We start from the raw sequence: 25557 nt of genomic DNA on the forward strand, positions 1-25557 counted from the left end.
GCCGACGGCGCGCGCGGCGGCGAGCAGGGCGGTGCCGGGCGCGCCGCCCGGGGCGCCGTCGGCCAAGGCCAGCTCATCGTGCGCGGAGGTCAGGCCGACGACGAGGACATCGGCCTTGGCCTTCGCGGGGGCGGTCGGGGCTGCGGTGGTCTTCGGCAGGGGCATGGGGTTCCTCTCGCAGGCGTCGTGCACGGTGATCGCGGATGCTCCGATCGTAGTACGCGCGCTGGGAGGCCGGCCGCTGGCTAGGATGGCGGCGTGTATCCGCTGCTGTACCGCCTGCTCATCTCCCGCACCGACGCCGAGGCCGCCCACCGCGTGAGCTTCGCCGCCCTGCGCGCGCTCGATGCGCTCGCACCTGCCCGGTGGGCCCTGCGCGCGCTCATGCGCTGCGCGGCCGGCGGCCCGAGCGGTGCGCGCCGCGCGGGCGGTGCCGGCAGTCCGGGGGGCGCGGAGCCCGCCGAGGTGCTGGGCCTGCCGTTTCCCAACCGCCTGGGACTCGCCGCCGGCTTCGACAAGGACGGGGCCGGCGTGCGCGCCATGGCGCTGCTGGGCTTCGGGCACATCGAGGTGGGCACGGTTACCGCGCACGGCCAGCCGGGCAACGAGCGCCCGCGCCTGTTCCGGCTGCCCGCCCACGCGGGGATCCTCAACCGGATGGGCTTCAACAACTCCGGGGCGCGGGCCGTGGCGCTCAACCTCCGCCGCGCGCGGGCGCAGCTCGACCGGCTCCCTCACCACCGCCGCCCCGTGATCGGGGTGAACATCGGCAAGACCAAGGTCGTGCCGCTGGCCGGCGCGGTCGAGGACTACCGCACCTCGGCGCGGATCCTCGCCCCGCTCGCGGACTACCTCGTCATCAACGTCAGCTCGCCGAACACGCCGGGGCTGCGCGAGCTGCAGGCCGTCGAGGCGCTGCGCCCCATCATCGCGGCGGTCAAGGAGATCGCCGATCGCGCTCCGGCGCCGCGCTCGACCCTGGGTCGGGTGCCGCTGCTCATCAAGATCGCCCCGGACCTCGCCGACGACGATGTGGCCGCCATCGTCGACCTCGCGCTCGAGACGGGTGCGGACGGGCTCATCGCCACGAACACGCTCCTCGACCGCGGTGGGCTTGCCGGCCGGGACCGCGCGCTGGCCGACGCCGAGGCGGGGGGCATCTCCGGGCCGGCCGTCGCCGCGCGCTCGTTCGAGGTGCTCCGACTCATCCGCGAGCGGGCGGGCGACGCCCTCGTGCTCGTCTCCGCGGGCGGCGTGGCGAGCGCGGCCGACGCCCGCGGCCGCCTGGCGGCCGGCGCCCAGCTCGTGCAGGCCTACACGGCGCTCATCTACGGCGGGCCGTTCTGGGCCGCCGGCGTGCTGCGCGGCCTGCGCGGCGGTGCGCGCCTGCTGGCCCGGCGCTGAGGCGCGGCCGGGCCGCTCGGCCGGTCAGCTCGGCCAGCGTGCGCCTAGGCGGGCTGGCTGCTCAGAGGTGTGCTACTCAGCCAGCGTGCGCCTCGGCGGGCTTGCCGCTCAGCCGCGTGCTGCTCAGCTGGGGTACTGACCGCGCTTGACGACTGCCTTGGGCATCCGCAGCGGGCGCAGCTGGATGGCGCGCATGATCGCGTAGAAGTTCAGGCCCCGTTCGATGCGGTCGCGGCCGAACTTGATCTTCATCCGGGACTTCAGCTGCCAAATGAGGAAGATCGAGTCGAGGATGATGAGCGCGAAGAGCGCGTAGACGATGAGCGTGGAGATCATCTTCACCTGCTCGGTGGACACGAAGCCCACGACGAGGACGATGATCGCGACGGGGATGAGCAGCTCGCCGATCGAGAAGCGGGCATCGACGAAGTCGCGCACGTAGCGCCGCTGGGGGCCCGCGTCGCGGGGCGTGAGGAAGCGCTCGTCGCCGTTCATCATGCCCAGGCGCGCCTCTTCGCGCTGCTTGCGGCCCTCCTCCTTCGCCCGGCGGTTGGCGAGCTTGCGGTCATCGGGCACGAGGGGCTGCTTGCGGGCGGCCTCCTGCGCGCTGCGCTTGGGAGTCGGGCGGCCCTTCCTGCCGTCGGCAGGGGCCGCGGGCGCGGGGTGCGCGCCCGTGCTCTCCGGGGCCGAGGTGGGCGCGGGCTCTGCGTTCTTCTTCCGTCCGATCACGCAGCCCATAGTATCGGAGTCATGGACACCGAATCCCAGCCCGCACCGCCCACCGCGGCCGAGCTGCGCGCCCAGCTCTCCGAGCGCATGCCCGCCATCATCGCGCGGCTGCGCGAACTCGTCGCCATCGAGTCGATCGCGTGGCCGAGCATGGACCCGGCCAACGTCGAGGCAAGCGCCCGGCGCGTCGCCGAGCTCGCCGCCGACGCCGGCTTCGAGCAGGTGGAGGTGCTGCGCGGGAAGAACCCGGACGGCACGGACGGCTATCCGGCAGTCGTGGCACGCCGCCCGGCCCCGGCGGGTCGCCCCACGGTCGTCCTCTACGCCCACCACGATGTCCAGCCCACCGGCAGCCTGGAGGACTGGGATTCCGAGCCCTTCGAGGCGGTCGTGCGCGGCGACCGGCTCTTCGGCCGCGGGGCGGCGGACGACAAGGCGGGCATCATGGTCCACCTGGCGGCGCTGGAGCTGCTCGGCGACCGGCTGGACTGCGGCGTGGTGCTCTTCGCCGAGGGCGAGGAGGAGGCGGGCTCGCCCAGCTTCTCCGACTTCATCCACCGCTACCGCGACCGCCTCGCCGGCGACGTCATCGTCGTGGCCGACTCGGGCAACTGGGCGCCTGGCGTGCCCGCGCTCACCTCGAGCCTGCGCGGCATGGCCGCCCTCGAGTTCTCGGTGCGCACGCTCGACCACGCCGTCCACTCGGGCATGTACGGGGGAGTGGTGCCGGATGCCGCACTCGCGATGACGCGTCTGCTCGCCACCCTGCACGGCCCCGACGGCTCGGTGGCCGTCGCGGGACTGGGCGGTTCGCACGAGGTGGAGGTCGACTACGACGAGGCGCAGGTGCGCGCCGATTCCGGGGTCCTCGACTCCACCGAGCTCATCGGCACGGGCCCGCTGTCGAGCCGGGTGTGGACGCAGCCGTCGATCACCGTCATCGGCCTCGACATCCCCGCCGTCGATTCGTCGTCGAACACGCTGCAGGCGGCGATGCGGGCCAAGGTCTCCGTGCGCGTCGCCCCGGGTGAGGACCCCGAGGCCGCGCTCGAGGCCCTCCGCCGCCACCTGAGCGCTCACGTGCCGTTCGGGGCCACGCTGTCCTTCGGCCCCAGCGAGGCGGGAAGCCCCTGGCGCGCCGACCCCTCCGACCCGGTCGTGGCCCTCGCCCGCGAGGCGCTGACCGACGGCTTCGGGGCGCCGTGCGAGCTCACCGGGCTGGGCGGCTCGATCCCCTTCATCGCGGACCTCCTCGAGGTCTTCCCGGGAGCCTCGATCCTCGTCACGGGGGTGGAGGATCCCGATTCGCGCGCCCACAGCGCCAACGAATCGCTCTACCTGCCCGACTTCGAGTCCGCGATCGTCTCCGAGGCGCTCCTGCTCGCCCGCCTCGGCGCGCAGCCCGCGGCAGCAGGCGGCCAGGACGGCCACGGTGACCAGGACGGCCAGAGCCGCCGGGGCGAGCGGTAGTGACGAGCGGGAGCGACGAGCACGGGGGACGGGCTGGAATAGCGCGGGGCGCCCGGGCGTTGGGCGTGTAGTCTCAACGAGCACACACCCAATCGCGAAGGGGATCCGATGACTGTTGCCGAGGGAACCGCCGTCCACGAGGTCGAGCTCTCCGCGCCCGCGGCCGACAAGGTGCGCAGCCTCCTCGAACAGGAGGGCCGCACGGACCTGCGCCTGCGCGTCGCGGTCCAGCCCGGCGGCTGCTCGGGCCTCATCTACCAGCTCTACTTCGACGAGCGGATCCTCGACGGGGACGCCATCCGCGACTTCGACGGCGTCGAGGTCATCGTCGACAAGATGAGCGTGCCCTACCTGAGCGGCTCGACGATCGACTTCTCCGACACGATCGAGAAGCAGGGCTTCACGATCGACAACCCCAACGCGCAGGGCTCCTGCGCCTGTGGCGACTCGTTCCACTGAGCGCCGCCCGCCGTCCGCGGCGGGAGAGCCACTGAGATGGACCTGGAAGACCTGCGCGCGGTCGGCACCGCGCTCGAGGCCGACCAGGTCCTCTCTGCGTATCGGGCCGGGCTCTTCCCCATGGGCATCGGCGAAGGCGGAACCGGCCCGATCGGCTGGTGGGCCCCGGAGCGGCGCGGTGTGCTGCGCCCCGGTGACCTCCACGTCTCCCACAGCCTGCGCGCGTCTGCGCGCAGGTTCACCGCCACCGTGGACACCGCCTTCGCCGAGGTGGTGAGCGCGTGCGCGGACCCGCAGCGCGAGGGCACGTGGATCACCCCGCGGATCGCCGCGGTCTACCGGGCGCTGCACGCGGCCGGCCACGCGCACTCGGTCGAGGTCTGGGCCGATGGCGAACTGGCCGGGGGCCTCTACGGCGTGGCCTTCGGGGCCGTCTTCGCGGGCGAGTCGATGTTCCACCGGCGCACCGACGCCTCGAAGGCCGCGCTCGTCGAGCTCGTGCGACGCCTCGACGCCGCCGCGCCGGGCCGGTGGCTCGTCGACGCGCAGTGGTGGACCCCGCACCTCGGCACGCTCGGCGTGTCGGAAATCAGCGGGCTCGAATACCTTGCGGCGCTAGAGGACGCGGGTCGCGACGACCACTGCCAGGCTTTTCCCACCAAGTGAGGAGCTGGGTGTGAATTTCTACGCCGTGTAGCGGTAGGCTGTATCCGTTAAGAGTCAGAGTTCGCGACCCGCGCCCGCGGTCGTCCGCCCACCGGGCGGGCAGCGCGCGCTGACGCGAAGAAGGTTTCGAAAGGCTGCACGTGGATTCTCCGAATCAGCCAGTTCGCAGGGGGAGGGGCACCTGGGCCAAGCGCCTGGGCGTCGCCGGGGCCCTTGCCAGCACGGTGCTGCTCGCCGGCTGCACCAAGGAGCAGTGGGAAGTCGGATTCCTGCCGGTCGACTCCAAGGGCGCCACCTCCCACACGGAGCACTACATCGCGCTGTGGAACGGCGGCTGGATCGCCGCACTCGCGGTCGGCGCGGTGACCTGGGGCCTCATGCTGTGGTGCCTGGTCGTCTACCGCCGCCGCAAGTCGGACCGCGGCCTGCCCGTGCAGCTGCAGTACAACATGCCGATCGAGATCCTCTACACCGCTCTGCCGATCGTCCTCATCATGGGCTTCTTCTTCCAGACGGTGCACTCCCTCGAGCACACGATCGACGACAAGACCCCCGGCCAGGAGCAGATCGAGGTCGTCGGCAAGCAGTGGTCGTGGGACTTCAACTACATGACGGAGAACGTCCACTACGCCGGCGTCCAGGCCAACCTCGACGGCACGGAGGCGCCGGGCCGCAACGCCCCGACGCTCTACCTGCCCGCGAACCGCGACATCGACCTGCAGCTGCGCTCGCGCGACGTCATCCACTCCTTCTGGGTTCCCGCCTTCCTCGAGAAGCGCGACATGACGCCGGGCCGCACCGAGCACATCCACTTCAAGCCCCTCAAGGAGGGCGAGTACGTGGGCAAGTGCGCGGAGCTGTGCGGCGAGTTCCACTCCGAGATGCTCTTCAACGTCAAGGTCGTGTCCTACGACGAGTACAAGAAGTACACCGCGGGACTCAAGGCCGAGGGCAATGAGGGCCGGCTCGGGCCGGAGTACGATCGCACCGACTGGTACCAGAACCCGCACGAGCAGAAAGGCGCTGGAGAATGACGGCGGTAGCCAACCGGCCGACCTCGACGACGACGGGCCAACAGGGACCCGTCCCGCGCAGCCTCGGCAAGGTGATCGTCAACTGGATCACCTCGACTGACCACAAGACCATCGGGTACATGTACCTGATCGCCTCCTTCGTGTTCTTCTGCATCGGCGGCGTCATGGCGCTGCTCATCCGCCTCGAGCTCTTCGAGCCCGGCATGCAGATCATCGAGACGAAAGAGCAGTACAACCAGCTCTTCACGATGCACGGCACGATCATGCTCCTCATGTTCGCCACGCCGCTCTTCTCGGGCTTCGCGAACGTCCTCATGCCGCTCCAGATCGGCGCGCCGGACGTCGCGTTCCCGCGGCTCAACGCGTTCGCGTTCTGGCTCTACCTCTTCGGCAGCCTCATCGCCTGCGCGGGCTTCCTCACCCCGCAGGGTGCGGCTTCATTCGGCTGGACGGCGTACGCGCCGCTGAGCAACACGACGTTTACCCCCGGGGTGGGCGGGCACCTGTGGGTCATGGGCCTCGGATTCCAGGGCTTCGGCACCATCCTGGGCTCGGTCAACTTCATCACGACGATCATCACGATGCGCGCCCCGGGCATGACGATGTTCCGCATGCCGATCTTCACGTGGAACACGCTCATCACCGGCATCCTCGTCCTCATGGCGTTCCCGCCGCTCGCTGCGGCGCTGCTGGCGCTGGGCGCGGACCGGATCTTCGGCGCCCACGTGTTCTCACCGGAGAACGGCGGGCCCATACTCTGGCAGCACCTCTTCTGGTTCTTCGGGCACCCAGAGGTGTACGTCATCGCGCTGCCGTTCTTCGGCATTGTCTCCGAGATCTTCCCGACTTTCAGCCGCAAGCCCATCTTCGGCTACCGAATGCTCGTCTTCGCGACGATCGCGATCGCGGCCCTGTCCGTGACCGTGTGGGCGCACCACATGTACGTCACCGGCGCGGTCATGCTCCCGTTCTTCGCCTTCATGACGATGCTCATCGGCGTGCCGACGGGCGTGAAGATCTACAACTGGATCTTCACGATGGTGAAGGGCTCCATCACGTTCGAGACCCCCATGCTGTGGTCGCTCGGCTTCCTCGTGAGCTTCGTCTTCGGCGGCCTGACGGGAGTCATCCTCGCGAGCCCGGTGCTCGACCAGCAGGTCTCGGACTCGTACTTCGTGGTGGCGCACTTCCACTACGTCATCTTCGGCACCGTGGTGTTCGCGATGTTCGCGGGCTTCTACTTCTGGTGGCCCAAGTGGACCGGCAAGATGCTCAACGAGCGCCTCGGCAAGATCCACTTCTGGCTGCTGTTCGTGGGCTTCCACGGCACGTTCCTCATCCAGCACTGGCTGGGCGCCATGGGCATGCCGCGCCGCTACGCGGACTACCTGCCGCAGGACGGCTTCACGTTCATGAACCAGATCTCGACGTACGGCTCGCTCATCCTGGGCCTGTCGATGATCCCGTTCTTCTTCAACGTGTGGATCACCGCCCGCCGGGCGCCCAAGGTCTCGGTCAACGATCCCTGGGGCTACGGCGGATCGCTCGAGTGGGCCACGTCGTGCCCGCCGCCGCGCCACAACTTCGACTCGCTGCCGCGCATCCGCTCGGAGCGCCCGGCGTTCGATGCCAATCACCCGGAGCTCCTCGAGCTCGCCGGGTACCCGGGCGACGCGTACTCCCCGGCGACCACCCAGGGGGCGGCCAAGTGAAGGTCTCAGCCATCATGTTCTCCAGCGGGATCTTCTTCTTCATCCCGGTCGGGATCGTCTACGGCATCCTCACCGACTTCAAGGAGCTCGTCGGCTTCCCCGCGATCCTCCTCGTCGGACTCATGTCGATCATGATCGGCGGGTACCTGTTCCTGCACTCGCGCAGCATCGGGCGCATCGCGGCCGACTCGGACGACGGCGAGATCGCCGACGAGGCCTACGAATACGGGTTCTACAGCCCGTGGAGCTGGTGGCCGCTCGTCATCGGCGTGGGGGCCGGCATCTGCTTCTTCGGGATGGCCGTGGGCTTCTGGATCGTCCCGTTCGGCGCGGTCATCGCGCTCGTCGGGCTCGTGGGCCTGGTCTTCGAGTACGACCGGGGCAACTTCGCCCACTGACGGGCTTGCCTGTGGGCTAGCCGCAGGGCCGCCGGACGCGCAGCGTCCGGCGGCCCTGCGTTTGTGTCGGGCGCCGGTTGCCGTGGCCCGGCCTGTGTGAATCACCTGGAATCGGGTTTCGCCTGGGCATAGGGTCGGCACATGCACACGTCGCTCGAACGCCACCGCACCCGCAGCCTGGTGCTGCGGGCGCCGCGTCCAGACGATGCGGCGGCCGTGTTCGCCATCGCCTCCGATCCGCGCGTGTGGACCCATTTTCCCTCCGGAAGGCCCCTGGAGGTGAGGGAGTCCGCGGCCGGGATCGACCGCTGGCGTGAGGGCGGGGCCGCCGACGGGCTGGGTGTGTGGCTCGTCAGCACGGCTGGGGAGCCGGACCGGATCATCGGATACGCGGGCTGCTGGGGCCGTGCCGCTGGGCGCCTGTGGAACCTCGGGTATCGATTCGCACCCAGTGCGCAGGGTCGCGGCTTCGCCACAGAGGCGGCTGCGGAAGCGGTCGCGCAGGCGCAGGGGCTCGACGCGGCTCGTCCCGTCGTCGCGCTCGTGCTCGAGCACAACACCGGCTCGCGAGCCGTAGCCGAGCGCTGCGGCCTCAGCGTCCGCTTTCGTGGCCGCGACGTCGGCAATCCCGACGCAGCCGCGGTTCGCCTTGTCCTCGCCGATCGCCCGCTGGCCGATGAGGAGATCGCGGCAGCACTCGGGTAGGCGCGGGCCGCACACGATGTGGGGTGCCCCGGTGGGGAGCGCGGCGAGGGAGCGCTTCGCCGAGGGGCCGCCGCGGTGGGCGCCGGTCGTGGAGCCGGTCGCGCCTCCTCCATGGCGACGGCGTCGGGCGCCCGCGGCGGGGTCTCAACGTAGTGGGCCGGTCTTTCGGCGGGTTTCGGCCAGCCCCGAGCGGTGTGCGGGCACGTCCGTACGCACTGGGACGGTGTGTGTGGGCTCTAACGGTGTGCGCACGGTCCGACGGTGAGCGCACGGTCCGACGATGTATGGGGGCCTGGCACCGCATGGTCGGTCTGACAGGCGTGTGGGGCCTGTCGGTGCGTGCACAGGCCCCGACACTGCGCGCGCGGCCTGTGTGTGGGGCCAGACGGTGCGTGGGGGGCCTGACAGTGGATGGGGAGGCCGGACCAGGCGTGTGGGGCCTGTCGGTGCGTGCACAGGGCCCGACGGCGCGTGCGGGTCCCGACCGCGCGTGGGACGGCACGGAAGCGCTCGACGGTGCAGTGCCGCCCCGTTCATCGACTGGGGCAGAGACGCCCGCAGCTGGGCACTCGGGCCGTTCGCCCTCGGTGGGTGCATCGTGGCGCGTCGGAGCGCTCCCAGTCGTGTGCTCGCCTCCGAACCCTCCGCGGGGGTGCCTCACCGGTGGACACGCGTCCAACGCGAGCTGGTGCAGGATCCGTCGAAGCGTATGCGGGGGAGGGGGCGGCAACCTCTGCCTGGCTCTGCGGACAACTCTGGGCGGTCTTCACGACGGATGACCTCACGTAGCCGAAGGGCTGGGCAGGACGCGCCAGAAGGCGCGGGGCGACTCCGTGACACGTGCCGATAGCTCTGACCACTGCCGGGAACGGCCAACCGGGATGAAGGCTTTACCACGAGAGTGGAGGACGGCCCGGCTCGATCCGGTAGGGCGTGGGACCAGGCACCGATCCTTCGATAGCCGTGCTGCCCAGCGAATGATGCCGGGAGCGGCAAGCCGCTCGGGGAGCCTGCGCGGAGGCCGGCAGGGCGCGGCGGGGCGAAGTGTGAGCCGGGTGGGGGCCACTTGAGCGTAGTCCCGAAAGACGGCGCGCGCGGCCTTCCCGGGGCAGCCGAACACGTGAGCAGAGGGCCGCTCCTTCCAGACGAGCCAGGGCGCACGCACCGAGTCGCTGAGGAGCGCTCCGGTTCCGATTGCAGCCGGGAGCGACCTGGTTCCGATTGTTGCCGAGGGCGCCCTGCGAGTCGGGAGCCGCGTGGGGGCTTCCAGCACCGTCCGGGTACGCAGGTGCCCCGCGACTGTCCGAAAGCCCGAGGCCGCGCCGGGCCATGAGCGACCCGGGCGTGGGCGCCACACGCGTGCACAGCGAGGCCTGGTGAGCTGCCACGGTGTTTCCGAACGGTCAGGATGTGTGCGCGGCAGCGGGTGTGAGGCCCAGCGCAGCGAGTCAACCCGCTGGCGAGATCGCTGCGCGGACCCTGCGATGGGCGGGCCGACGGTCGTGCGCGCGGCCCACCGCGTACCGGTGAATCGGACGGCGAACTCGAGAGGCACCGGTGGGCGTATACGGCTTCGGGCACACGGGTGCGCGTTGGCCGCCACGCGCCGAGGCGTCCTCCAGAGTGCGCAGGCGGTTGCACGCGCGCCCGTCGACCGCCGCGCACCGAGGCGTCCTCCAGGGTGCGCATGCGGCATGAGCAGAGGCCTGGGCATGGACGCGACTCGACGAGCTCTCACGGGCCGACCACTCCGCACGAACAGCACGGAATCAGTCCGGCTCGCCGGTCGGGCATGGACGAGCGCCGCCTCCCAGCGGGAGACGGCGCTCGTGTGCGCGGTTCAGTGGCCCTTCGGCAGCTCGCCGTGGCCGGCGCCTGCCAGCTCGGCGTCGTGGCCGCCCTCGACCTCGCCGTGGTGATCGTGGTGGGCGGCATCGAGCTCGTCCTTCGTGACGGGCTCGACCCGGTTCTCGAAGAAGAACTGCGCGAACTTCGCGCGGACGCGCTCGCTGCGCGGCACCACGCCCTTCGCATTGGCCCGTGCGGGAACCGGCGCGGGCGACTCGAAGGCCGTGAGCTTCCAGCGCGCGTGCGGGTCGACGGCAATGTGGCGCTCCTGGTACTCGCCGTGGGGCAGGCGGATGATCTGGCCGGACTCGATGCCGTGCAGGACGAGTTCGCGGTCCTTGCGCTGGAGGCCCAGGCACACCCGGCGGGTGACGATGTAGCCGAGGATCGGCCCCAGGAAGAACAGCGTGCGCAGCACGTAGGTCACATCGTTGAGCGACATGTGGAAGAACACCGCGATGAGGTCGCCGGAGGCGGCGGCCCACATGACCAGGTACCACACGGTCGCCGCGACACCCACGGCCGTGCGCGTCGGGTTGTTGCGCGGGCGCTCGAGGATGTTGTGGTCGCGGTGGTCGCCCGTCAGCCACGCCTCGAAGAACGGCCAGGCGATCATGGCGCCGAACAGGACGGCGGCCACGAGCAGCGCGGAGAAGATGTTGAAGCTGATGGGGTAGCCCGCGATGTAGAACTCGAGCCAGCCCGGCATGAGGCGCAGGAAGCCGTCCATCCAGCCGATGTACCAGTCGGGCTGCGTGCCCGCGGAGACCGGCGAGGGATCGTAGGGCCCGTAGTTCCAGATCGGGTTGATCGTGAACAGGCCCGCGATGAGGCACAGGAGGCTGAAGATCATGAAGAGGAACCCGCCGCCCTTGGCCGCGAAGGTGGGCAGCACGGGCTCGCCCACGACGTTCTTCTCCGTGTGGCCGGCGCCGGGCCACTGGGTGTGCTTGTGGATGACGACGAACATGAGGTGGACGCCGATGAGCGCGATGAGCACCGCAGGCACGAGCATGATGTGCATCGTGTAGAGCCGCGAGACGATGTCCGTGCCGGGGAACTCGCCGCCGAACAGGAAGAACGACACGTAGGTGCCCACCAGCGGGATCGACTTGAGCAGCCCGTCGATGATCCGCAGGCCGTTGCCGGAGAGCAGGTCATCGGGCAGGGAGTAGCCCGTGAAACCGGCCGCCATGCCCATCGCGATGAGCGCGACGCCGACGATCCAGTTGAGCTCGCGCGGCTTGCGGTACGCACCGGTGAAGAAGATGCGCAGCGCGTGGAGGCTCAGCGCCGCCATGAACAGCAGGGCCGCCCAGTGGTGTAGCTGGCGCAGGAACAGTCCGCCGCGGATCTCGAACGAGATGTTCAGCGTCGAGGCGTAGGCCTCGGACATCTCCACACCGCGCAGCGGGGCGAAGCTGCCCTCGTAGTGCATCTCACCCATCGCCGGCTTGAACCACAGGGTGAGGAAGGTGCCGGAGAGCAGCAGGACGATGAAGCTGTAGAGGGCGACCTCGCCGAGCATGAACGACCAGTGGGCCGGGAAGATCTTGCGCCCGAACTCCTTGACCGCGGCGGACGCCCCGGTGCGGGACTCGACGAAGCGCGCGGAGCCGGTGAGGAACTTCGAATCGGTGACGGTATTGCTCATCAGGCGTCAGTGCTCCTTGTGTGGATCTCCCAGAACGTCGGGCCCACGGGCTCGTGGAAGTCGCTCTGCGCGACGAGGTAGCCCTCGGAGTCGACGGCGATGGGCAGCTGCGGCAGCGGGCGCTTGGCCGGACCGAAGATCACCTTGCAGTGGTTCGTGACGTCGAACGTCGACTGGTGGCAGGGGCACAGCAGGTGGTGCGTCTGGTGCTCGTAGAGCGCGACGGGGCAACCGACGTGCGTGCAGATCTTCGAGTACGCCACGACGCCGTCGATCGACCAGTTCTCGCGCCCGGGCTCGATGTTGAGCTCCTCGGGCCGGATCCGCATGAGGAGCACCGCGGCCTTGGCCTTCTCGTTGAGCGGGTCCTCGGACTCGCGCAGCTTCTCCGGGATGACGTGGAACGCGGAGCCGATCGTGACATCGGCGAGCTTGATGGGCCGGTCCTCCTCGGGCACCCCGCCCGGGTCCTGGCACAGGCGCACGCCCTGCTTCCACAGCGTGCGGAACAGCGCATCGCCGGGCAGCGGGCCCAGGTCGCGCAGGACGAGCACGGCGGGCAGCGGCGCGATCGCGACGGCGGCGATGAGGAGGTTGCGCAGGAGCGGGCGGCGGGCGATGCCCGACTCCTCCTTGGCCTGGTTGAGGATCTCGAGCGCAATCGCCTGGTCCTCGGCCGAGCCCGCGATGCTGTGGCGGTCCTCGGTCACCTCGGCGTCGGTGATGAGCGTCTTGGCCCACAGGATGATGCCGATTCCCACCGAGCCCAGCGCGATGGCCGCCCCGATGCCGAGCATGGCGTTCTGCAGGCGCAGGCGGCCCAGCGAGCCGTCGGGCGCGAAGAGGAAGTAGGACACGATGAACCAGATCGTGCCGATCATCGAGAGGATGAACCAGGCGGCGACCTGGCGCTCTGCGACTTTCGCGGCGGCGGGCTCGACGTCCGTGATGCGCGGCTTGTGCTCCGGCAGACCCGGATCGGTGAAGCCGTTCACGGTGTCGAGCGTGCCGCCCGCTGCGCCGTCGTGGTCTTTCGAGGTCATTCGGTTCCTCGTCTAATACTCGTTGCGGATGAGAATTCTGCTGCGGTCACTTGGACCGCGCCGTGAGCCACACCGTGATGCCGATGACGGCCGCGAGGCCGAAGAACCAGATGAACAGGCCCTCCGCCACCGGGCCGAGCGCGCCGAGCTTGAAGCCGCCGGGGGAGGGCTCCTCCGAGGCGTTGCGGACATAGGCGATGACATCGCGCTTCTGCTCGGGCGTCAGGTTGGCATCGTTGAAGATCGGCATGTTCTGCGGGCCGGTCTGCATGGCCTCGTAGAGGTGCTTCTCCGAGACGTTCTGCAGGTTCGGGGCGTACTTGCCGCGGGTCAGCGCACCGCCGGCGCCGACGACGTTGTGGCACATCGCGCAGTTGGTGCGGAACAGGCCGCCGCCCTTGGCGGGGTCGCCCTTGGACGCGTCGAGGTAGTCGCCCTCCGGGACCGAGGGGCCGGGGCCCATGGAGGCCACGTAGGCGGCGAGCTGGTCGATCTGGTCCTGGTTGAACTGCTGCTTCTTGACCTGGCCCTGGGGTCCGCTCATCTGCAGCGGCATGCGCCCGGTGCCCACCTGGAAGTCCACCGAGGAGGCGCCGACGCCCACGAGGCTCGGGCCGTTCTCCGTGCCCTGCCCGCTCATGCCGTGGCACGTGGCGCAGTTGGCGACGAAGAGCTTCTGGCCCTGCGCGACGTCATCGCTGGAGTACTCCTGCGCCTTGGCGCTGCTGTTCGAGGTGAACAGCGCGTAGGCGCCGCCCGTGAGCAGTAGGCCCACGAGCAGGAGGACGACGAGCGCCATCGGGTGGCGGCGCCGGGCTGAGAGTAGCTTCACTGGTAATCCTTTTCCAATCTCAGATGCAGGTGCGCAGGCTCACTTGAGCAGGTAGATGACTGAGAACAGCCCCACCCACACCACGTCGACGAAGTGCCAGTAGTACGACACGCAGATCGCGAACGTCGCCTCGCGGTGGCCGAAGCGCTTCGCGCCGTAGGCACGGCCGATGACGAGGAGGAACGCGATGAGGCCGCCGATCACGTGAAGGCCGTGGAAGCCGGTCGTGAGGTAGAAGACGGAGCCGTACGCGTTCGAGTTCAGCGCGATCCCCTCGGAGACGAGGTTCGCGTACTCGTAGACCTGCCCGGCGACGAAGATCGCGCCCAGGACGAACGAGAGGAAATACCACTCGACCATGCCCCATTTGCCGATGGCGAACAGGCCGCCGGTGCGCCGGGGGGCGAAGTGCTCGGCCTTGAACACGCCCAGCTGGCAGGTCACGGAGGACAGCACGAGGATCGTGGTGTTGACGAGCGCGTAGGGCACGTCGAGCACCTTGGTCTCCTCGGCCCACAGCTCGGGGACGACCGACCGGATCGTGAAGTACATGGCGAAGAGCGCCGCGAAGAACATCAGCTCGGAGGCGAGCCACACGATGAAGCCGACCGTCGTGGTATTCGGCCGGTTGATCACCGGATGTACGGGCGCTGTCTGGGATGCAGTGGCAGTGGACACGGAGTCATTATTACTCAGTCAGCAGGAAGATTTCATCTTTTGCTCAGCTTGCGCGGCCACTTTTTCTACAGCGTGTAGGCGTTTGCCGCGCCAGGGCTGGTCGGGGCCCGCAGAACTTTTCCTCCGCGCCCGGCGGCGTGTCGGTCATGCGGCCCCCCGCATCCGCCGCCGCCCGCCCGCGTCCCGTCCTCCAGGCCGGCCCGTGGGCAGCAGCGCCGAGCACCTACGATGGGGTGGCGCCCCGGCGCTGCCCGCACTGCCCGATTCGTCGAAGAGGTCCCCGGTGAACCAGCCATCCGCCCAGTCCCACACGCCCGCCGCGATGCGCGGGGTCCGGGACTGGCCCGAGCTGCTCGTGGGGCTCATGGCCGGCCGCGACATGGATGCGGCGACCGCCGCCTGGTCGATGGACGAGATCATGTCCGGCGACGTCCCGGACGTGACGATGGCCGCGTTCCTCGTCGCCCACCACGGCAAGGGGGAGACGGTCGAGGAGATCACCGGGCTCGTCGCCTCCATGATGTCCCACGCCGTCGCGCTGCCGGGACTGGAGGACGCGGTCGACATCGTCGGCACGGGCGGCGACCGCGCGAAGACGGTGAACATCTCGTCGACCGCCTCGTTCGTCATCGCCGGCGCCGGCCAGCGCCTCGTCAAACACGGCAACCGGGCGACCTCGTCCGCCTCGGGATCCGCCGATGTGCTCGAGCGGCTGGGGCTCGTCCTCGACCTCACCCCCGAGCAGACCGGGCGGGCCGCCCGCGAAGTGGGGATGGCCTTCTGCTTCGCCAACGTCTACCACCCGTCGATGCGCTTCATCGCCCCCGTGCGCAAGCAGATCGCCGTGCCCTCCGCCTTCAACATCCTGGGCCCGCTGACCAACCCCGCGCGCACGCGGGCCACCGCGATCGGCGTGGCCGACCCCAAGATGGCCCCGCTCGTGGCCGGCGTGCTGGCCGCGCGCGGGGACAGCGCCGTCGTCTTCCGCTCCCGCGACGGGCTCGACGAGCTGAGCACCACCGCGGTCAACGACGTCTGGGAGGTGCGCGACGGGGGCGTCGCGCACACGGAGTTCGACGCCCGCGAGGTGGGCCTGCCCCGCGCTGCCAAGGACGAGCTGCGCGGAGGCGACCCGGCGTTCAACGCCGACGTCATGCGCTCGGTGCTCGGGGGCACTCAGTCGCCCGTGCGCGATGTCGTGCTGCTGAATGCCGCGGCGGCTCTTGTCGCCGCCGACCCTTCCGCGCAGGGCCCCTTCGAGCAGCGGGTCGCGGGGGCGCTCGAGCGCGCTCGTGAGGCGCTCGACACAGGCCGCGCCGCCGCCAAGCTCGACGAGCTCATCACGGTGTCGCGGGAGCTGCGCTCCGCGGACCGCCCACGGCGCTGAGCGCCTGCTCGGCACCGCGTGCCGGGGATCTGAGCGGGTCCGAGGCGCGCACGAGCCTCGTTGCCCCATCGAACAGCCACGCCGCGATGAGGGACTGCTCCTCGGCGAGCGTGCCAGCGGGGCTGTCGACGTGCTCGGCGGTCAGGGCGAGGGCGGCAAGTGTGCGGTACGGGCTGGTGCCCGCGGGGCTGACGGCGCACCCTGCGAGCCGGCCGTAGCGGATGAGCGCGAGGTCCCAGCCGCCGTCGCCGCGCGGGGCGGCCGCCGCGACCTCGGCGGCGCTGCGCAGGCAGCGGGTGCGATCGCCGCGGGCCATGGCCGAGAGCGCCCCGGTCAGCCCGTCGCGCAGCTCCGCGGCGCGCTCGAAGCGCTGCGCTGCGGCAAGCTCGCCCACGCGGGCGCGGAAGCGCTCGACGAGCTGCCCCGGATCGCCGGCGAAGAAGCTGCGGATGCCCGCAATGCCCTCCGCGTAGGCACTCGGCTCGTGCTCCCCGGCGCAGGGTCCGGCGCAGCGGCCCAGCCCCGCCGCGGCGCACGGAGCGAACGACGCCGATCCGGGCCGCTGCGTGCACCGCTTGACCGGGAAGAGCGCCTCGAGGAGGTCCTTGGCCGCGCGCGCACCGCGGTGGCTGCGGAAGGGGCCCGCCGCCTCGGCCGCGGGCCGGGAGTGCACGATCGACAGCCGGGGGAAGGGCCCGGAGGTCAGCACGACCCACGCCGCCCGCTCCGGGTTCTTCGACCGGCGGTTGTACGGGGGAGCGAGCTCGCCGATGAGCCGCACCTCGCGCACCTGGGCCTCGAGGGCGGTCTCGCAGACGACCGTGGAGACCGACTGCGCGGCCGTGACCATCTCCGCCATCCGCCCCCGCGTCTCACCCGCGTTGAAGTAGCTGCGCACCCGCGTGCGCATGTCCCGGCTCTGGCCCACGTAGAGGACCCGCCGGGCACCGTCGAGGAACATGTAGACACCGGGGCCGTGGGGCACGTCGCGGCCCAGGTGCGCCTTGGAGTTGCGCCGCTTCCAGCCGGCGGGCTTGAGCGCGCGCAGCTCCTCGAGCGTCGTGACCCCCGCGGAGCCGAACCGGTCGAACAGGAGGTGCAGGATCTCCGAGGTGGCCCGCGCGTCGGCGAGTGCGCGGTGGTTCGGCTCGATCCGGGTCCCGAAGAACGCCGCCAGCGTCGCGAGCTTGTGATTGCGCACCTCACCGCGCGGCACGGCCTGGCGGGCGAGCCTGACCGTGTCGAGCACGACCGGGTTGGGCCACGGGTAGTCGAGCCGGGCGCAGGCGCTGCGGAGGAAGCCGATGTCGAAGCCCGCATTGTGGGCCACGAGGACGGAGCCGTGGGCGAACTCGAGGAAGGCCGGCAGCACCGCCGACAGCCGCGGGGCATCGACGACCATGGAGTTGCTGATCCCCGTCAGGCGCTCGACGAACGGCGAGATGACAGAGCCCTCCGGCCGTACCAGCGTGGAGAATTCGCCGAGGACCTCACCGCCGCGGGTGCGCACGGCGCCGATCTCCGTGATGTCGTTCTCGCCGTTCGAGGTGCCCGTGGTCTCGAGGTCGACGACGACGAACGAGACCTCGGACAGGTCGGTGCCCACATCGTCGATGCTCAGCTGGCCGCTGCGCGGGTCGTCGGGGCGCTCGAAGCGCAGGGCCGTGTGTTCTCGCATCGCCCCATCGTCACATGCGCCGCGGACACGGCCCCCGCGGCCGTGCACCGTGGGCGGAGCGCCGACGGTCCGGAGGCGCTGTGCGGTCCCCGTGTCCGTGCCTGCCCGTAGCGTCAGCACCGTCCACCCGGGCCGCTGCGGCGGTGCCGGACGCACCGCGGCGCAGGCCGCACCGGCCGCCCGGCCGGCCACCGACGGAGGAGCGCACCATGATCATCGAATGCACCCACCCCGACCACGCCGTCGACCCCGCCACAGGGCGGACGGCCTGCCCGGACCCCGACTGCCTCGTGGCCGCGGCCGACGGCGGATTCGATCCGATGGACCGCCTGCCCGCGGCCCGCCCGGAGTGGATCCTCGCCTCGCCGGACCGGCTCGATGCGTGCGAGGTCGAGGCGCTTGCCGTGCTCGGCGATGCGGGCCTCGTCCCGCAGGTCGTCGGGCTCGAGGCCGGCCCCGCCGGCGCTGAGCCCATCGGGTTCACTCCCGCCCGCCGGCTGCGCCGCGCGGGCTGAGACTCACACGGCCGCCCCGTCGTCCCCGTCGCGGCGGCGCTCGCTCGGCAGCGAGCGGAAGAGCTGGACGCCCCCGCCGAGCATCACGACGACGAGCAGGAGGGTGAGCCAGCCGGGCATCGGGCGGAAGAACAGGGCGCCCACGAGCAGGCCCGCGATCGCGCCCAGCACTGCGATGAGGGAGAGCACGAGCGCGCGAGGGGCGGTGCGCCAGCCCACCGGCGGGGGGTCGGGGCGCTCCCAGTCGTCACCGGCGGCAAGCTCATCGGCGACCAGGTCCGCGGGCACCTCGGAGTTCACCGCCGCCGGGGAATCGTAGCCCGCGAGCACCTCGGCCCACTGCGCCTCGGAGACGCGGTCGGCATCGCCCAGGGCCTCCCAGTCGGGGCTGCGGGCATCGTCATCGCCCGGCTCTCCCGGGTCGGGAGTGCCCGCGCTCACGCTGGTGCTCCCCCGCCGGGCTGTGGCCCGACGTGCGCGGCGATCGCATCGGCGATGAGGGGCGTGTCGTAGTCGAGCGTGGCGACGTGCCGGCTGCGGCGCAGCGCGATGATGCGCGGCGGGGCGGGCAGCCGTCGGCGCAGGGTGCGCGCGGAGCGCGGGCCCACCACCGCATCGGCGCCGGAGAGGCAGAGGGTGACGGGGTTGCGGACCTCCCACAGCCGCGCGCGCACCCCGGGCAGCGCGCGGTGGAACCGGGCGATCGCCCGCAGCGGGGTACGCGGGTACGCGCGCTCCGTCACGCCGGGGCGGGCGATGTCGTCGCCGATCGCGGGAACGCTGCGCACGACGCGACCCAGCACCGGCAGGACGGGGGCCAGCGGCGAATCGATGTAGAGGGCCGGGTTGACGAGCACGAGCGCCGCGACGCCGGGGCGGCGCTGGGCCAGGTCGAGGGCGAGGGCCCCGCCCATCGACAGGCCCACCACGACGACGCGCGCGCAGCGGCCGCTCAGATCGTCGAAGGCCGCGTCGACATCGGCCGTCCAGTCCTCCCAGCGCGCCCGCGAGAGCTCCTGCCAGCGGGTCCCGTGGCCGGCGAGCAGGGGGACCTCCGCAGCCGCGCCGGTGCGCTGCGCGACGTCCGCGGCCAGGGGGCGCAGGGAGGCCGGGGAGCCCGTGATGCCGTGGATGAGGAGGATGCCGCAGTCGGTGCCCTCACCTGCGATGCTCAGTGCGCGGACGGCATCGTCCGGCCCACTCTGCCCTGCCGTCATGGGCACAAGGATGCCATACGCGAGCCCGGCGGCGGGCCGCTTGCGCTCACGTATAGTTGGCGGAGATCTCCGCACGCGCAATCGAAGGGACCCGAGTGTTCTACTGGCTGCTCAAGCGCGTCTTCGTGGGTCCGCTGCTCCGGGTGCTCTTCCGCCCCTGGGTGCGCGGCATGGAGAACGTGCCGGCCGAGGGGCCCGCGATCCTCGCGGGCAACCACATGTCGTTCCTCGACTCGATCTTCCTGCCCCTCATGGCGCCCCGGCCCGTCGTCTTCCTGGCCAAGAAGGACTACTTCACCGGGCGCGGCCTGCGCGGCATCCTCATGCGCCGGTTCTTCCTCATGACGAACCAGCTGCCCATGGACCGCTCGGGCGGAACCGCCTCGGAGGCGTCCCTGAACTCGGGGCTCAAGGTGCTGCGCGAGGGCAAGCTCCTGGGGATCTACCCGGAGGGCACCCGCAGCCCCGACGGCAGGCTCTACCGCGGCCGCACCGGCGTGGCCCGCCTCGTGCTCGAATCGGGTGCACCGGTGATCCCGGTGGCGCTCATCGGCACGGACGAGGTGCAGCCGATGGGCCGCACGCTGCCGCGCATCCGCCGGGTCGGGATCGTCTTCGGCCAGCCCCTCGACTTCTCGAAGTACGAGGGCCTCGGGCACGACCGCTTCCTCATGCGCTCGATCACCGACGAGATCATGTACGAGATCCTGCGGATCTCCGGCCAGCAGTACGTGGACACCTACGCATCGTCGGTCAAGACGCGCCTGCTCACCCAGAAGAAGACTGGCGAGGCGGCCGACTGACGCCGCCCGGCCCTCCGGCCCCTCCGGGTAGTGCGGCGGCATGGGTCCGCCGGCCAGAGCCGGCGCGCGGCGCGGCTGAGCGGCCGGCCGGGGAGGCGGCTTCGGTGTTCGATTCCTGCGGTAACGGCGACACGCCGCAATCGTTACCGCCCGCCTCGGGCGCCCGCTCGGCCGGACCGCATAGGTTCGTGGCATACGCGAAAACCCCGGGCCCGCGTCCGTGCCGTGCGCTAGACTTGAGCTCCACAGCACGGTCGAACAGGGCCCCCTTCCCCCTGGGGTGTAAAGGAGGAGTCGGTGTGAACCGCTCACAGTCCGAAGAGGCGCGCTCCGCGTCGGTGCCCGTCGCCGCGCAGGGCCTGCTCTTCGACGATGACCTGCCCGAACTCGACGAGGAGGCCGGCTACCGCGGCCCGACCGTCTGCCGGGTCATCGGCATCACGTACCGCCAGCTCGACTACTGGGCGCGCACCGACCTCGTGGTCCCGTCGATCCGGACCGCCAGCGGCTCCGGCTCGCAGCGCCTCTACAGCTTCCGGGACATCCTCGTCCTCAAGATCGTCAAGCGCCTCCTCGACACCGGGGTGGCTCTCGCCCAGATCCGGATCGCAGTGGGCCATTTGCGCGAGCACGGTGTGGACGACCTCGCGCAGATCACGCTCATGAGCGACGGCGCCAGCGTCTTCGAATGCACGTCATCGGATGAGGTCATCGACCTCGTCCAGGGCGGTCAGGGCGTTTTCGGCATCGCCGTGGGCCGCGTGTGGCGCGAGGTCGAGGGCACGCTCTCCGAGCTGCCCAGCGAACGGCCCGAGCACGACGCCCAGCTCCCGCTCGACGAGCTGTCACTGCGCAGGGCGCAGAAGAAGTCGAGCTGAGCCCGCTGCCCTCGGGGGAGGGGGCAGCCGCAGATGTGCGCAGGGGGGGCAGAGTCGCTGACTCTGCCCCTCTTTCGCGCGCCCTGTGTCGATCGCCGGCTCGGCTCCCGAGTACCGCCCGGGCGTGGACGGCTGCTCGTCGGCGGAGCGGCAAGCAGCGACGCGGACGTCGCGGTGGCGGGATGGGCCCACACCCTTTTGGGCGCCTGAGCTTGACCGGCGGTCAGCGAGGGCCGGCGGTCAGCGAGGACCGACGCCCGCGCTTACCCGGCAGCCGGCGAGGGCCGGCGGCAGCGGGGGAGGGCCGACAGCGAGCTCAGGAAGTACGGGCCAGTGCCCGAGGTGAGCGCGGGGGCGAGCACGGTCCACTTCTCTGGCCGGCTGTGAGCGCCTGATACGAGAGGAAGACCCCGGCAGGATGCGGGCTGCCGCACTCACAATCGAGCACCGGAGGCCTGCATGTCCCACGCTCACGCACCCCTGACACCAGGAGCGGCGAGATCGGGGCGTGCAGCTCAGTGGCGGGGCCGGCGGCGCTGGGGCGCCTCCGGCTCGGGGCGCTCGGCCAGGGAAAGGGCGCCGGCGCTCGAGCCGGTGGGGCGCTCGAGGCGCATGGAATCGACCCCGATGAGCTCGCCGTTCTCACGCGTCTGCGGAGTCTGGGGGGCCTCTGCGGTGTCACCGGACGCGCTGGGTGCGTCACTGGCGCCGGATGCGCCCGACGCGCCGCCGGCGCCTGACGGGCTTGACGCGCCCGACGCGCCGCTGGCGCCTGCTGTCGACGCACCGTGCTCTTCTGCGGTGCCGCCGGCGGGCGAACGGCCTGGGGCGGTGGCAGACGAACGGCCGGCATCGGCACGGCCCGTGGCCGCGCTGCTCGCGGCCACACCGTCCGAGCCGTACGAGCCGTGCGCGGCCGCATGATCCGCGCCGTTCGGGCCGGTGGCCTCCGGAGCCGTCTGTCCGCTGGCATCGCCCGCACGCGCGGCGTCGCCTGCGCCGGAGGCGTTGTGACCGCCCTCGGCGGCGTGCGAACCTGCCCCGTCGCCGGCGTTGCGGTCGGCGGCAGCGCCGGCCGTCGTGCGGCCGATCGCAGGCGCCGTGGAGGGTGCCGGGGGCGTGGTGTCGGCGGTCTGGCGCGCGGCGGTGCCCTCGACGCGCTCACCGGCCAGATCGCGGACGGCAGTGCCGGCCCCCGGGCGGCGGGCTTCCTGGCCGTCGGCCCCGGCGCGACCGGGCTCTGCGGCATCGGATGCTGTGCCCTGCGCGGGCGCCTCGGCGCCCGCGCCCGCCGGGGCGCGGCGGCCCTGGACGTTCTGGGAGCGCAGGGCCCGATCGAGGATCTTGTCGAACGCCGCGGCCATCTCCGCCGCCGGCTTGCCCGGCCAGGCGTGGATGGGGCGCGCCGAGCCCTGCGCCTGCTGGAGCACGGTGCGCTCGGGCAGCTGCGGGTTGATGACGAGGGGCCCGAACATCTCCTTGAGCTCGTCGATGCGGAAGCTGTGCTCGCGCGAATTGGGCCGGACGCGGTTGACGAGGATGCCCAGGGGCTGGAGGCTCGCGGCGCTGCGGCGGCGCAGCTCCGCGGTCGCGCGCAGCGCGCGGTCCGCGGCGGCCACGGAGAACAGACCGGGCTCGGTGACGACGAGCACGCGGTCGCTGGCGCTCCACGCGGCGCGGGTCAGCCCGTTGAGCGACGGCGGGCAGTCGATGAGCACGAGCCGGTAGTCCCCGGCGATGCGGCCCAGGGCCTCGCGCAGCCGGCGCAGGTAGCGCTCCGAGAGCGAGGGGCGGTCGAACTCCGCGGCCCGCGGGGAGCCCGGGATGACGTCGACGAGCCCCTTCTTGCCCTCCGACCAGCCGCTGGGCACGACGGCCTGCTCGAGCAGCCGGGACTTCGGCGCGGCGAGCACGTCGGCGATGTCCACGGGCGTCGTGACGGGGACGTCGAGGCCCGTCGAGGCATCGGCCTGCGGGTCGACGTCGACGACGAGCGTCGGGATCCCGCGACTGAACGCGGCCGACGCGAGGCCGAGGGTCATGGAGGTCTTGCCGACCCCGCCCTTGAGACTGGAGACACTGAGCACGAGCACAGTCCCACGGTAGCCCATTCAGCCCTCCCGGTCATCGCGCGACGCGGCGGGCGCTGAGCGCCGTGCGATCCGCGATCCCGTGGGGCCGGCGATGACCTCGACCCGGCTGCGGATAGTCTGGTGCAGCGCCCCCACATGGGAGATGATGCCGATGCGCCGGCCCCCGTCCTGCAGCTCCTCGAGCAGGCCGAGCACATCGGCCAGCGCATCCGGGTCGAGCGAGCCGAAGCCCTCGTCGATGAAGAGCGTGTCGAGCTCGAGGCCGCCCGCGGCCTCGGCGACGGCATCGGCGAGGCCGAGCGCGAGCGCGAGGGCGACCATGAAGCTCTCGCCGCCCGAGAGCGTGCGCGGGTCGCGCGTCTCCTGGGTGAACGAGTCGAACACGAGCAGCCCCAGCCCGGCGCGCCGCTCGCGGCGGTGCCGCCCGGTGTCGTGGAGGAGCCGGTAGCGCCCGCCCGCCATCCGGGCCAGGCGCTCGGACGCGTTGTCTGCGACCTTGGCGAAGAGCCGCAGCAGGGCGAAGGCGCTCAGCGGCAGGCGCTCGGCATTGTCCGCCGAGGTGGCCTGGACGAGGCCCGCGAGCTCCACATCGCAGCGCAGCTCGCTCAGCTCCGCCTCCTGCGCAGCCGCCGCCGCCCGGAACCGCTCCCGCGCCTGCTCGGCGGTGCCCACCGCGTGGGCGGCCACCGCGCACCGGCGCTCGGCGGCCTCGCGCCGGACGGTGGCCTCGCGCAGCGCGTCCTGGGCCGCGGCCCGCAGGCCTTCGAGCTCCGAGCTCGGCGCAGCATCGGCCGCGGCCCGCGGGTACCAGTCCTCGGCCTCGATGCCGGCCAGCTGGGCGGCGATCGCCTCGGATTCGCGCAGCCGGGCCTCGAGGGCGTCCTCGTCGGTGCGCAGGGCCGTGGCCAGGCCCTCCTCATCGGCGAAGGGCGAGGCCGCGAGGGCCGCTGCGAATGCGGCGGAGCGCTCGCGCTCCTCTTCGGCGCGGGCTGCGGCCGCGGCGGCCGCCCGCTCGGCGGCCGCCGCGGCGGATTCGAGTTCGCGAGCGGCGGCGGCGAGGCCGCGTGCCTGCTGCGCATCCTCGGGCGGCGTGAGGCCCGCCGCGTCCAGCTCGTCCAGGGCGGCGGCGAGGCCGGTGTCGGCCAGCGCCTCGAGGCGGCCGCGGGCGGTTGCGACGGCCCGCTGCGCCTGCGCGGCGCGCTCACCGGCCGTGCGGGCCGCGGCGGTGCCCTCCTCGAGTCGGGCCGCGGCGGCGGTGTCCGCGTCCAGCGCGGCTCGGTGCTCCGCCCGTAGCGCCTGTGTGCGCTCGCGCTCGGCGCGCAGCCGGGCGGCTTCGGCGTCGAGGTCGTCGATGGCGAACGCGGCACGGGCCGCGCGCGCGGCCGCCAGTGCGCTCCGCGCTTCGGCGAGGCGCGCCGCGGTCTCGCGCTCGCGCCGGGCGGCCGTGGCCTCGCGCTCTCGGGCCGCGTCCTCGTCCGCGCGGGTCACGCGGTCGTCGGCACTGGGCGCGGGGTGCGGGTGCTCGGCGGCTCCGCAGACGGGGCAGGGTGCGCCGGTCTCGAGCCGTTCGGCGAGCTCGGCCGCGATGCCGTCGAGGCGCAGGGCGCGGATGCGCCGGTACTCCTCCTCCGCCGTCCGGGCGGCCCGTGCGGCCTCGGCCGCCTCGGCTTCGGCTCGGGCTGCGCGCGCCGCGCTGTCCTCGACGTCCGAGTCTGCACCGCGCGCCGCACCCAGGCGCCGCCCGGCGTCCTCGACGGCCGTCTCGGCCGTGGCGGGATCGGCCGCAGCGGCGCTCCGCTGGGCGGCCTGCGCGCGCCGGGCGCCCAGCGCCTCGAGCTCCTCTTCGGCGGCGCGCTGCGCTGCCGCGGCGCGCTCCTCGCGCTCGAGCGCTGCGGTCAGCGCACCGGTGAGGTCCTCCCGGGCGCCGAGGAGCTCGGCGGCGGTGCTCGCCGCGGCCAGCACCGTGCGCGCCTGGGCGAGCCGGGCCGCGGCTGCGGAACCGGCCGCCAGCGTCTCGGCCGGATCGCGGTGCTCGGCTGGATCGTCATGCTGGACTGGATCGCGGTGCGCGGCCGGATCGCGGTGCGCGGTCGAAACCGCGGGGGCATCCGCGGCCGAGGGCACAGCGGGCGGTGTCGCAGCGGACGAGGGGGGAGGACCCTCTGCGGTAGGGGCAGGATCGGCGGCCGCGCGAGCGCCGGCGTCCGTGCGCGATCCGGCGGTCGGCGGTGGAGCCGACTCGGGCCGCCCAGCGGTGAGGCCCCGCAGCTCGGCGCGGCCGGCGGCGGTCGTGAGTGCTGCCTGCGCCTCGGCCGACCGCTGTGCGGCCTCAGCCGCCGCGCGGCGGGCGCGGG

Annotated in this window: 22 protein-coding genes; 12 read left to right on the plus strand and 10 right to left on the minus strand. The window is 72.1% G+C overall.

The features are described from left to right. The first annotated feature begins 258 nt into the window (after window positions 1–258). Entirely contained in the window at window positions 259–1404 is a 1146-nt protein-coding gene (locus GSY69_RS09685; protein WP_160953653.1) for a quinone-dependent dihydroorotate dehydrogenase, read from the plus strand. Between the two features lie 123 nt (window positions 1405–1527). Here GSY69_RS09685 and GSY69_RS09690 read toward each other — a convergent pair whose 3' ends face one another. Further along, window positions 1528–2142, minus strand: a complete 615-nt coding sequence (locus GSY69_RS09690) for a DUF3043 domain-containing protein (RefSeq protein WP_160953654.1) — start codon at window positions 2140–2142, stop codon at window positions 1528–1530. A gap of 12 nt (window positions 2143–2154) precedes the next feature. Here GSY69_RS09690 and GSY69_RS09695 point away from each other — a divergent pair, with 12 nt between their 5' ends. The 7 genes from GSY69_RS09695 to GSY69_RS09725 all read left to right on the plus strand — a co-directional run bounded on the left by GSY69_RS09695 (window position 2155) and on the right by GSY69_RS09725 (window position 8577). After that, on the plus strand, window positions 2155–3603 hold the full coding sequence (locus GSY69_RS09695) for a dipeptidase (RefSeq protein WP_160953655.1): 1449 nt from the start codon (window positions 2155–2157) through the stop codon (window positions 3601–3603). A gap of 108 nt (window positions 3604–3711) precedes the next feature. Then, entirely contained in the window at window positions 3712–4062 is a 351-nt protein-coding gene (locus tag GSY69_RS09700) for a HesB/IscA family protein (protein WP_160953656.1), read from the plus strand. A 36-nt stretch (window positions 4063–4098) separates the two neighbouring features. Then, a complete protein-coding gene (gene aat, locus GSY69_RS09705; RefSeq protein ID WP_160953657.1) occupies window positions 4099–4728 on the plus strand; it encodes a leucyl/phenylalanyl-tRNA--protein transferase in 630 nt (209 codons plus the stop codon). Window positions 4729–4868: 140 nt separating this feature from the next. Further along, entirely contained in the window at window positions 4869–5762 is an 894-nt protein-coding gene (ctaC, locus tag GSY69_RS09710; RefSeq protein ID WP_160953658.1) for an aa3-type cytochrome oxidase subunit II, read from the plus strand. Beyond that, window positions 5759–7474: an aa3-type cytochrome oxidase subunit I gene (gene ctaD, locus GSY69_RS09715; protein ID WP_160953659.1), complete on the plus strand. Its 1716-nt coding sequence runs from the start codon at window positions 5759–5761 to the stop codon at window positions 7472–7474. Before ctaC ends, ctaD begins: the two co-directional genes overlap by 4 nt. Next, entirely contained in the window at window positions 7471–7872 is a 402-nt protein-coding gene (locus GSY69_RS09720; RefSeq protein WP_328698835.1) for a cytochrome c oxidase subunit 4, read from the plus strand. The genes ctaD and GSY69_RS09720 overlap by 4 nt, the downstream gene beginning before the upstream one ends. Before the next feature lie 141 nt (window positions 7873–8013). Continuing rightward, window positions 8014–8577, plus strand: coding sequence for a GNAT family N-acetyltransferase (locus GSY69_RS09725; RefSeq protein ID WP_160953660.1), 564 nt, complete (start codon window positions 8014–8016; stop codon window positions 8575–8577). A 1840-nt stretch (window positions 8578–10417) separates the two neighbouring features. Here GSY69_RS09725 and qcrB read toward each other — a convergent pair. Genes qcrB through ctaE form a run of 4 tightly spaced genes read right to left on the minus strand, consistent with a single transcriptional unit; the run spans window position 10418 to window position 14632 of the window. Next, window positions 10418–12079 carry a cytochrome bc1 complex cytochrome b subunit gene (gene qcrB / locus GSY69_RS09730; RefSeq protein WP_160953661.1) on the minus strand — a complete coding sequence of 554 codons (1662 nt, stop codon included), beginning with the start codon at window positions 12077–12079 and terminating at the stop codon, window positions 10418–10420. Continuing rightward, a complete protein-coding gene (qcrA, locus tag GSY69_RS09735) occupies window positions 12079–13122 on the minus strand; it encodes a cytochrome bc1 complex Rieske iron-sulfur subunit (RefSeq protein ID WP_160953662.1) in 1044 nt (347 codons plus the stop codon). Before qcrA ends, qcrB begins: the two co-directional genes overlap by 1 nt. Window positions 13123–13168: 46 nt before the next feature. After that, window positions 13169–13954, minus strand: a complete 786-nt coding sequence (qcrC, locus tag GSY69_RS09740; RefSeq protein ID WP_160953663.1) for a cytochrome bc1 complex diheme cytochrome c subunit — start codon at window positions 13952–13954, stop codon at window positions 13169–13171. A 39-nt stretch (window positions 13955–13993) separates the two neighbouring features. Continuing rightward, the gene (gene ctaE / locus GSY69_RS09745; protein ID WP_160953664.1) at window positions 13994–14632 is read right to left on the minus strand and encodes an aa3-type cytochrome oxidase subunit III; all 639 of its coding nucleotides are present in this window, start codon (window positions 14630–14632) and stop codon (window positions 13994–13996) included. 322 nt (window positions 14633–14954) lie between these two features. Between ctaE and trpD the strand changes: the two genes are divergently transcribed. Beyond that, entirely contained in the window at window positions 14955–16019 is a 1065-nt protein-coding gene (trpD, locus tag GSY69_RS09750) for an anthranilate phosphoribosyltransferase (protein WP_160953673.1), read from the plus strand. Here trpD and GSY69_RS09755 read toward each other — a convergent pair. Continuing rightward, on the minus strand, window positions 15973–17697 hold the full coding sequence (locus GSY69_RS09755) for a DEDD exonuclease domain-containing protein (protein ID WP_160953665.1): 1725 nt from the start codon (window positions 17695–17697) through the stop codon (window positions 15973–15975). The genes trpD and GSY69_RS09755 overlap by 47 nt on opposite strands. A 209-nt stretch (window positions 17698–17906) precedes the next feature. Here GSY69_RS09755 and GSY69_RS09760 point away from each other — a divergent pair, with 209 nt between their 5' ends. Continuing rightward, on the plus strand, window positions 17907–18212 hold the full coding sequence (locus GSY69_RS09760) for a hypothetical protein (protein WP_160953666.1): 306 nt from the start codon (window positions 17907–17909) through the stop codon (window positions 18210–18212). 3 nt (window positions 18213–18215) lie between these two features. Here the strand turns inward: GSY69_RS09760 and GSY69_RS09765 are convergent, their stop codons facing one another. Together GSY69_RS09765 and GSY69_RS09770 are read right to left on the minus strand one after the other, a co-directional pair. Beyond that, the gene (locus GSY69_RS09765; RefSeq protein ID WP_160953667.1) at window positions 18216–18653 is read right to left on the minus strand and encodes a hypothetical protein; all 438 of its coding nucleotides are present in this window, start codon (window positions 18651–18653) and stop codon (window positions 18216–18218) included. Next, entirely contained in the window at window positions 18650–19429 is a 780-nt protein-coding gene (locus GSY69_RS09770; protein ID WP_160953668.1) for an alpha/beta hydrolase, read from the minus strand. The genes GSY69_RS09765 and GSY69_RS09770 overlap by 4 nt, the downstream gene beginning before the upstream one ends. Window positions 19430–19524: 95 nt before the next feature. On the opposite strand from GSY69_RS09770, the gene GSY69_RS09775 reads away from it, so the two are divergent. Both GSY69_RS09775 and GSY69_RS09780 read left to right on the plus strand, forming a co-directional pair. Continuing rightward, a complete protein-coding gene (locus GSY69_RS09775) occupies window positions 19525–20232 on the plus strand; it encodes a lysophospholipid acyltransferase family protein (protein ID WP_160953669.1) in 708 nt (235 codons plus the stop codon). A gap of 299 nt (window positions 20233–20531) precedes the next feature. Then, entirely contained in the window at window positions 20532–21110 is a 579-nt protein-coding gene (locus tag GSY69_RS09780; protein WP_160953670.1) for a MerR family transcriptional regulator, read from the plus strand. Between the two features lie 515 nt (window positions 21111–21625). Here the strand turns inward: GSY69_RS09780 and GSY69_RS15210 are convergent. Both GSY69_RS15210 and GSY69_RS15215 read right to left on the minus strand, forming a co-directional pair. Then, on the minus strand, window positions 21626–23203 hold the full coding sequence (locus GSY69_RS15210) for an AAA family ATPase (RefSeq protein WP_326957771.1): 1578 nt from the start codon (window positions 23201–23203) through the stop codon (window positions 21626–21628). An 18-nt stretch (window positions 23204–23221) separates the two neighbouring features. Then, the gene (locus GSY69_RS15215) at window positions 23222–25327 is read right to left on the minus strand and encodes an SbcC/MukB-like Walker B domain-containing protein (RefSeq protein WP_160953671.1); all 2106 of its coding nucleotides are present in this window, start codon (window positions 25325–25327) and stop codon (window positions 23222–23224) included. Between the last annotated feature and the right edge of the window lie 230 nt (window positions 25328–25557).

This window comes from Brevibacterium rongguiense (assembly GCF_009857845.1).
GTDB classification, from domain to species: Bacteria; Actinomycetota; Actinomycetes; order Actinomycetales; family Brevibacteriaceae; genus Brevibacterium; species Brevibacterium rongguiense.

Bases quoted from the DNA above. Each gene is read 5' to 3' on its own strand.
- GSY69_RS09690 (WP_160953654.1), bottom strand. From the start codon at position 2,142: ATGGGCTGCGTGATCGGACGGAAGAAGAACGCAGAGCCCGCGCCCACC.
- GSY69_RS09695 (WP_160953655.1), top strand. From the start codon at position 2,155: ATGGACACCGAATCCCAGCCCGCACCGCCCACCGCGGCCGAGCTGCGC.
- GSY69_RS09700 (WP_160953656.1), top strand. From the start codon at position 3,712: ATGACTGTTGCCGAGGGAACCGCCGTCCACGAGGTCGAGCTCTCCGCG.
- aat (WP_160953657.1), top strand. From the start codon at position 4,099: ATGGACCTGGAAGACCTGCGCGCGGTCGGCACCGCGCTCGAGGCCGAC.
- ctaD (WP_160953659.1), top strand. From the start codon at position 5,759: ATGACGGCGGTAGCCAACCGGCCGACCTCGACGACGACGGGCCAACAG.
- GSY69_RS09725 (WP_160953660.1), top strand. From the start codon at position 8,014: ATGCACACGTCGCTCGAACGCCACCGCACCCGCAGCCTGGTGCTGCGG.
- qcrB (WP_160953661.1), bottom strand. From the start codon at position 12,079: ATGAGCAATACCGTCACCGATTCGAAGTTCCTCACCGGCTCCGCGCGC.
- qcrA (WP_160953662.1), bottom strand. From the start codon at position 13,122: ATGACCTCGAAAGACCACGACGGCGCAGCGGGCGGCACGCTCGACACC.
- trpD (WP_160953673.1), top strand. From the start codon at position 14,955: ATGCGCGGGGTCCGGGACTGGCCCGAGCTGCTCGTGGGGCTCATGGCC.
- GSY69_RS09755 (WP_160953665.1), bottom strand. From the start codon at position 17,697: ATGCGAGAACACACGGCCCTGCGCTTCGAGCGCCCCGACGACCCGCGC.
- GSY69_RS09760 (WP_160953666.1), top strand. From the start codon at position 17,907: ATGATCATCGAATGCACCCACCCCGACCACGCCGTCGACCCCGCCACA.
- GSY69_RS09770 (WP_160953668.1), bottom strand. From the start codon at position 19,429: ATGACGGCAGGGCAGAGTGGGCCGGACGATGCCGTCCGCGCACTGAGC.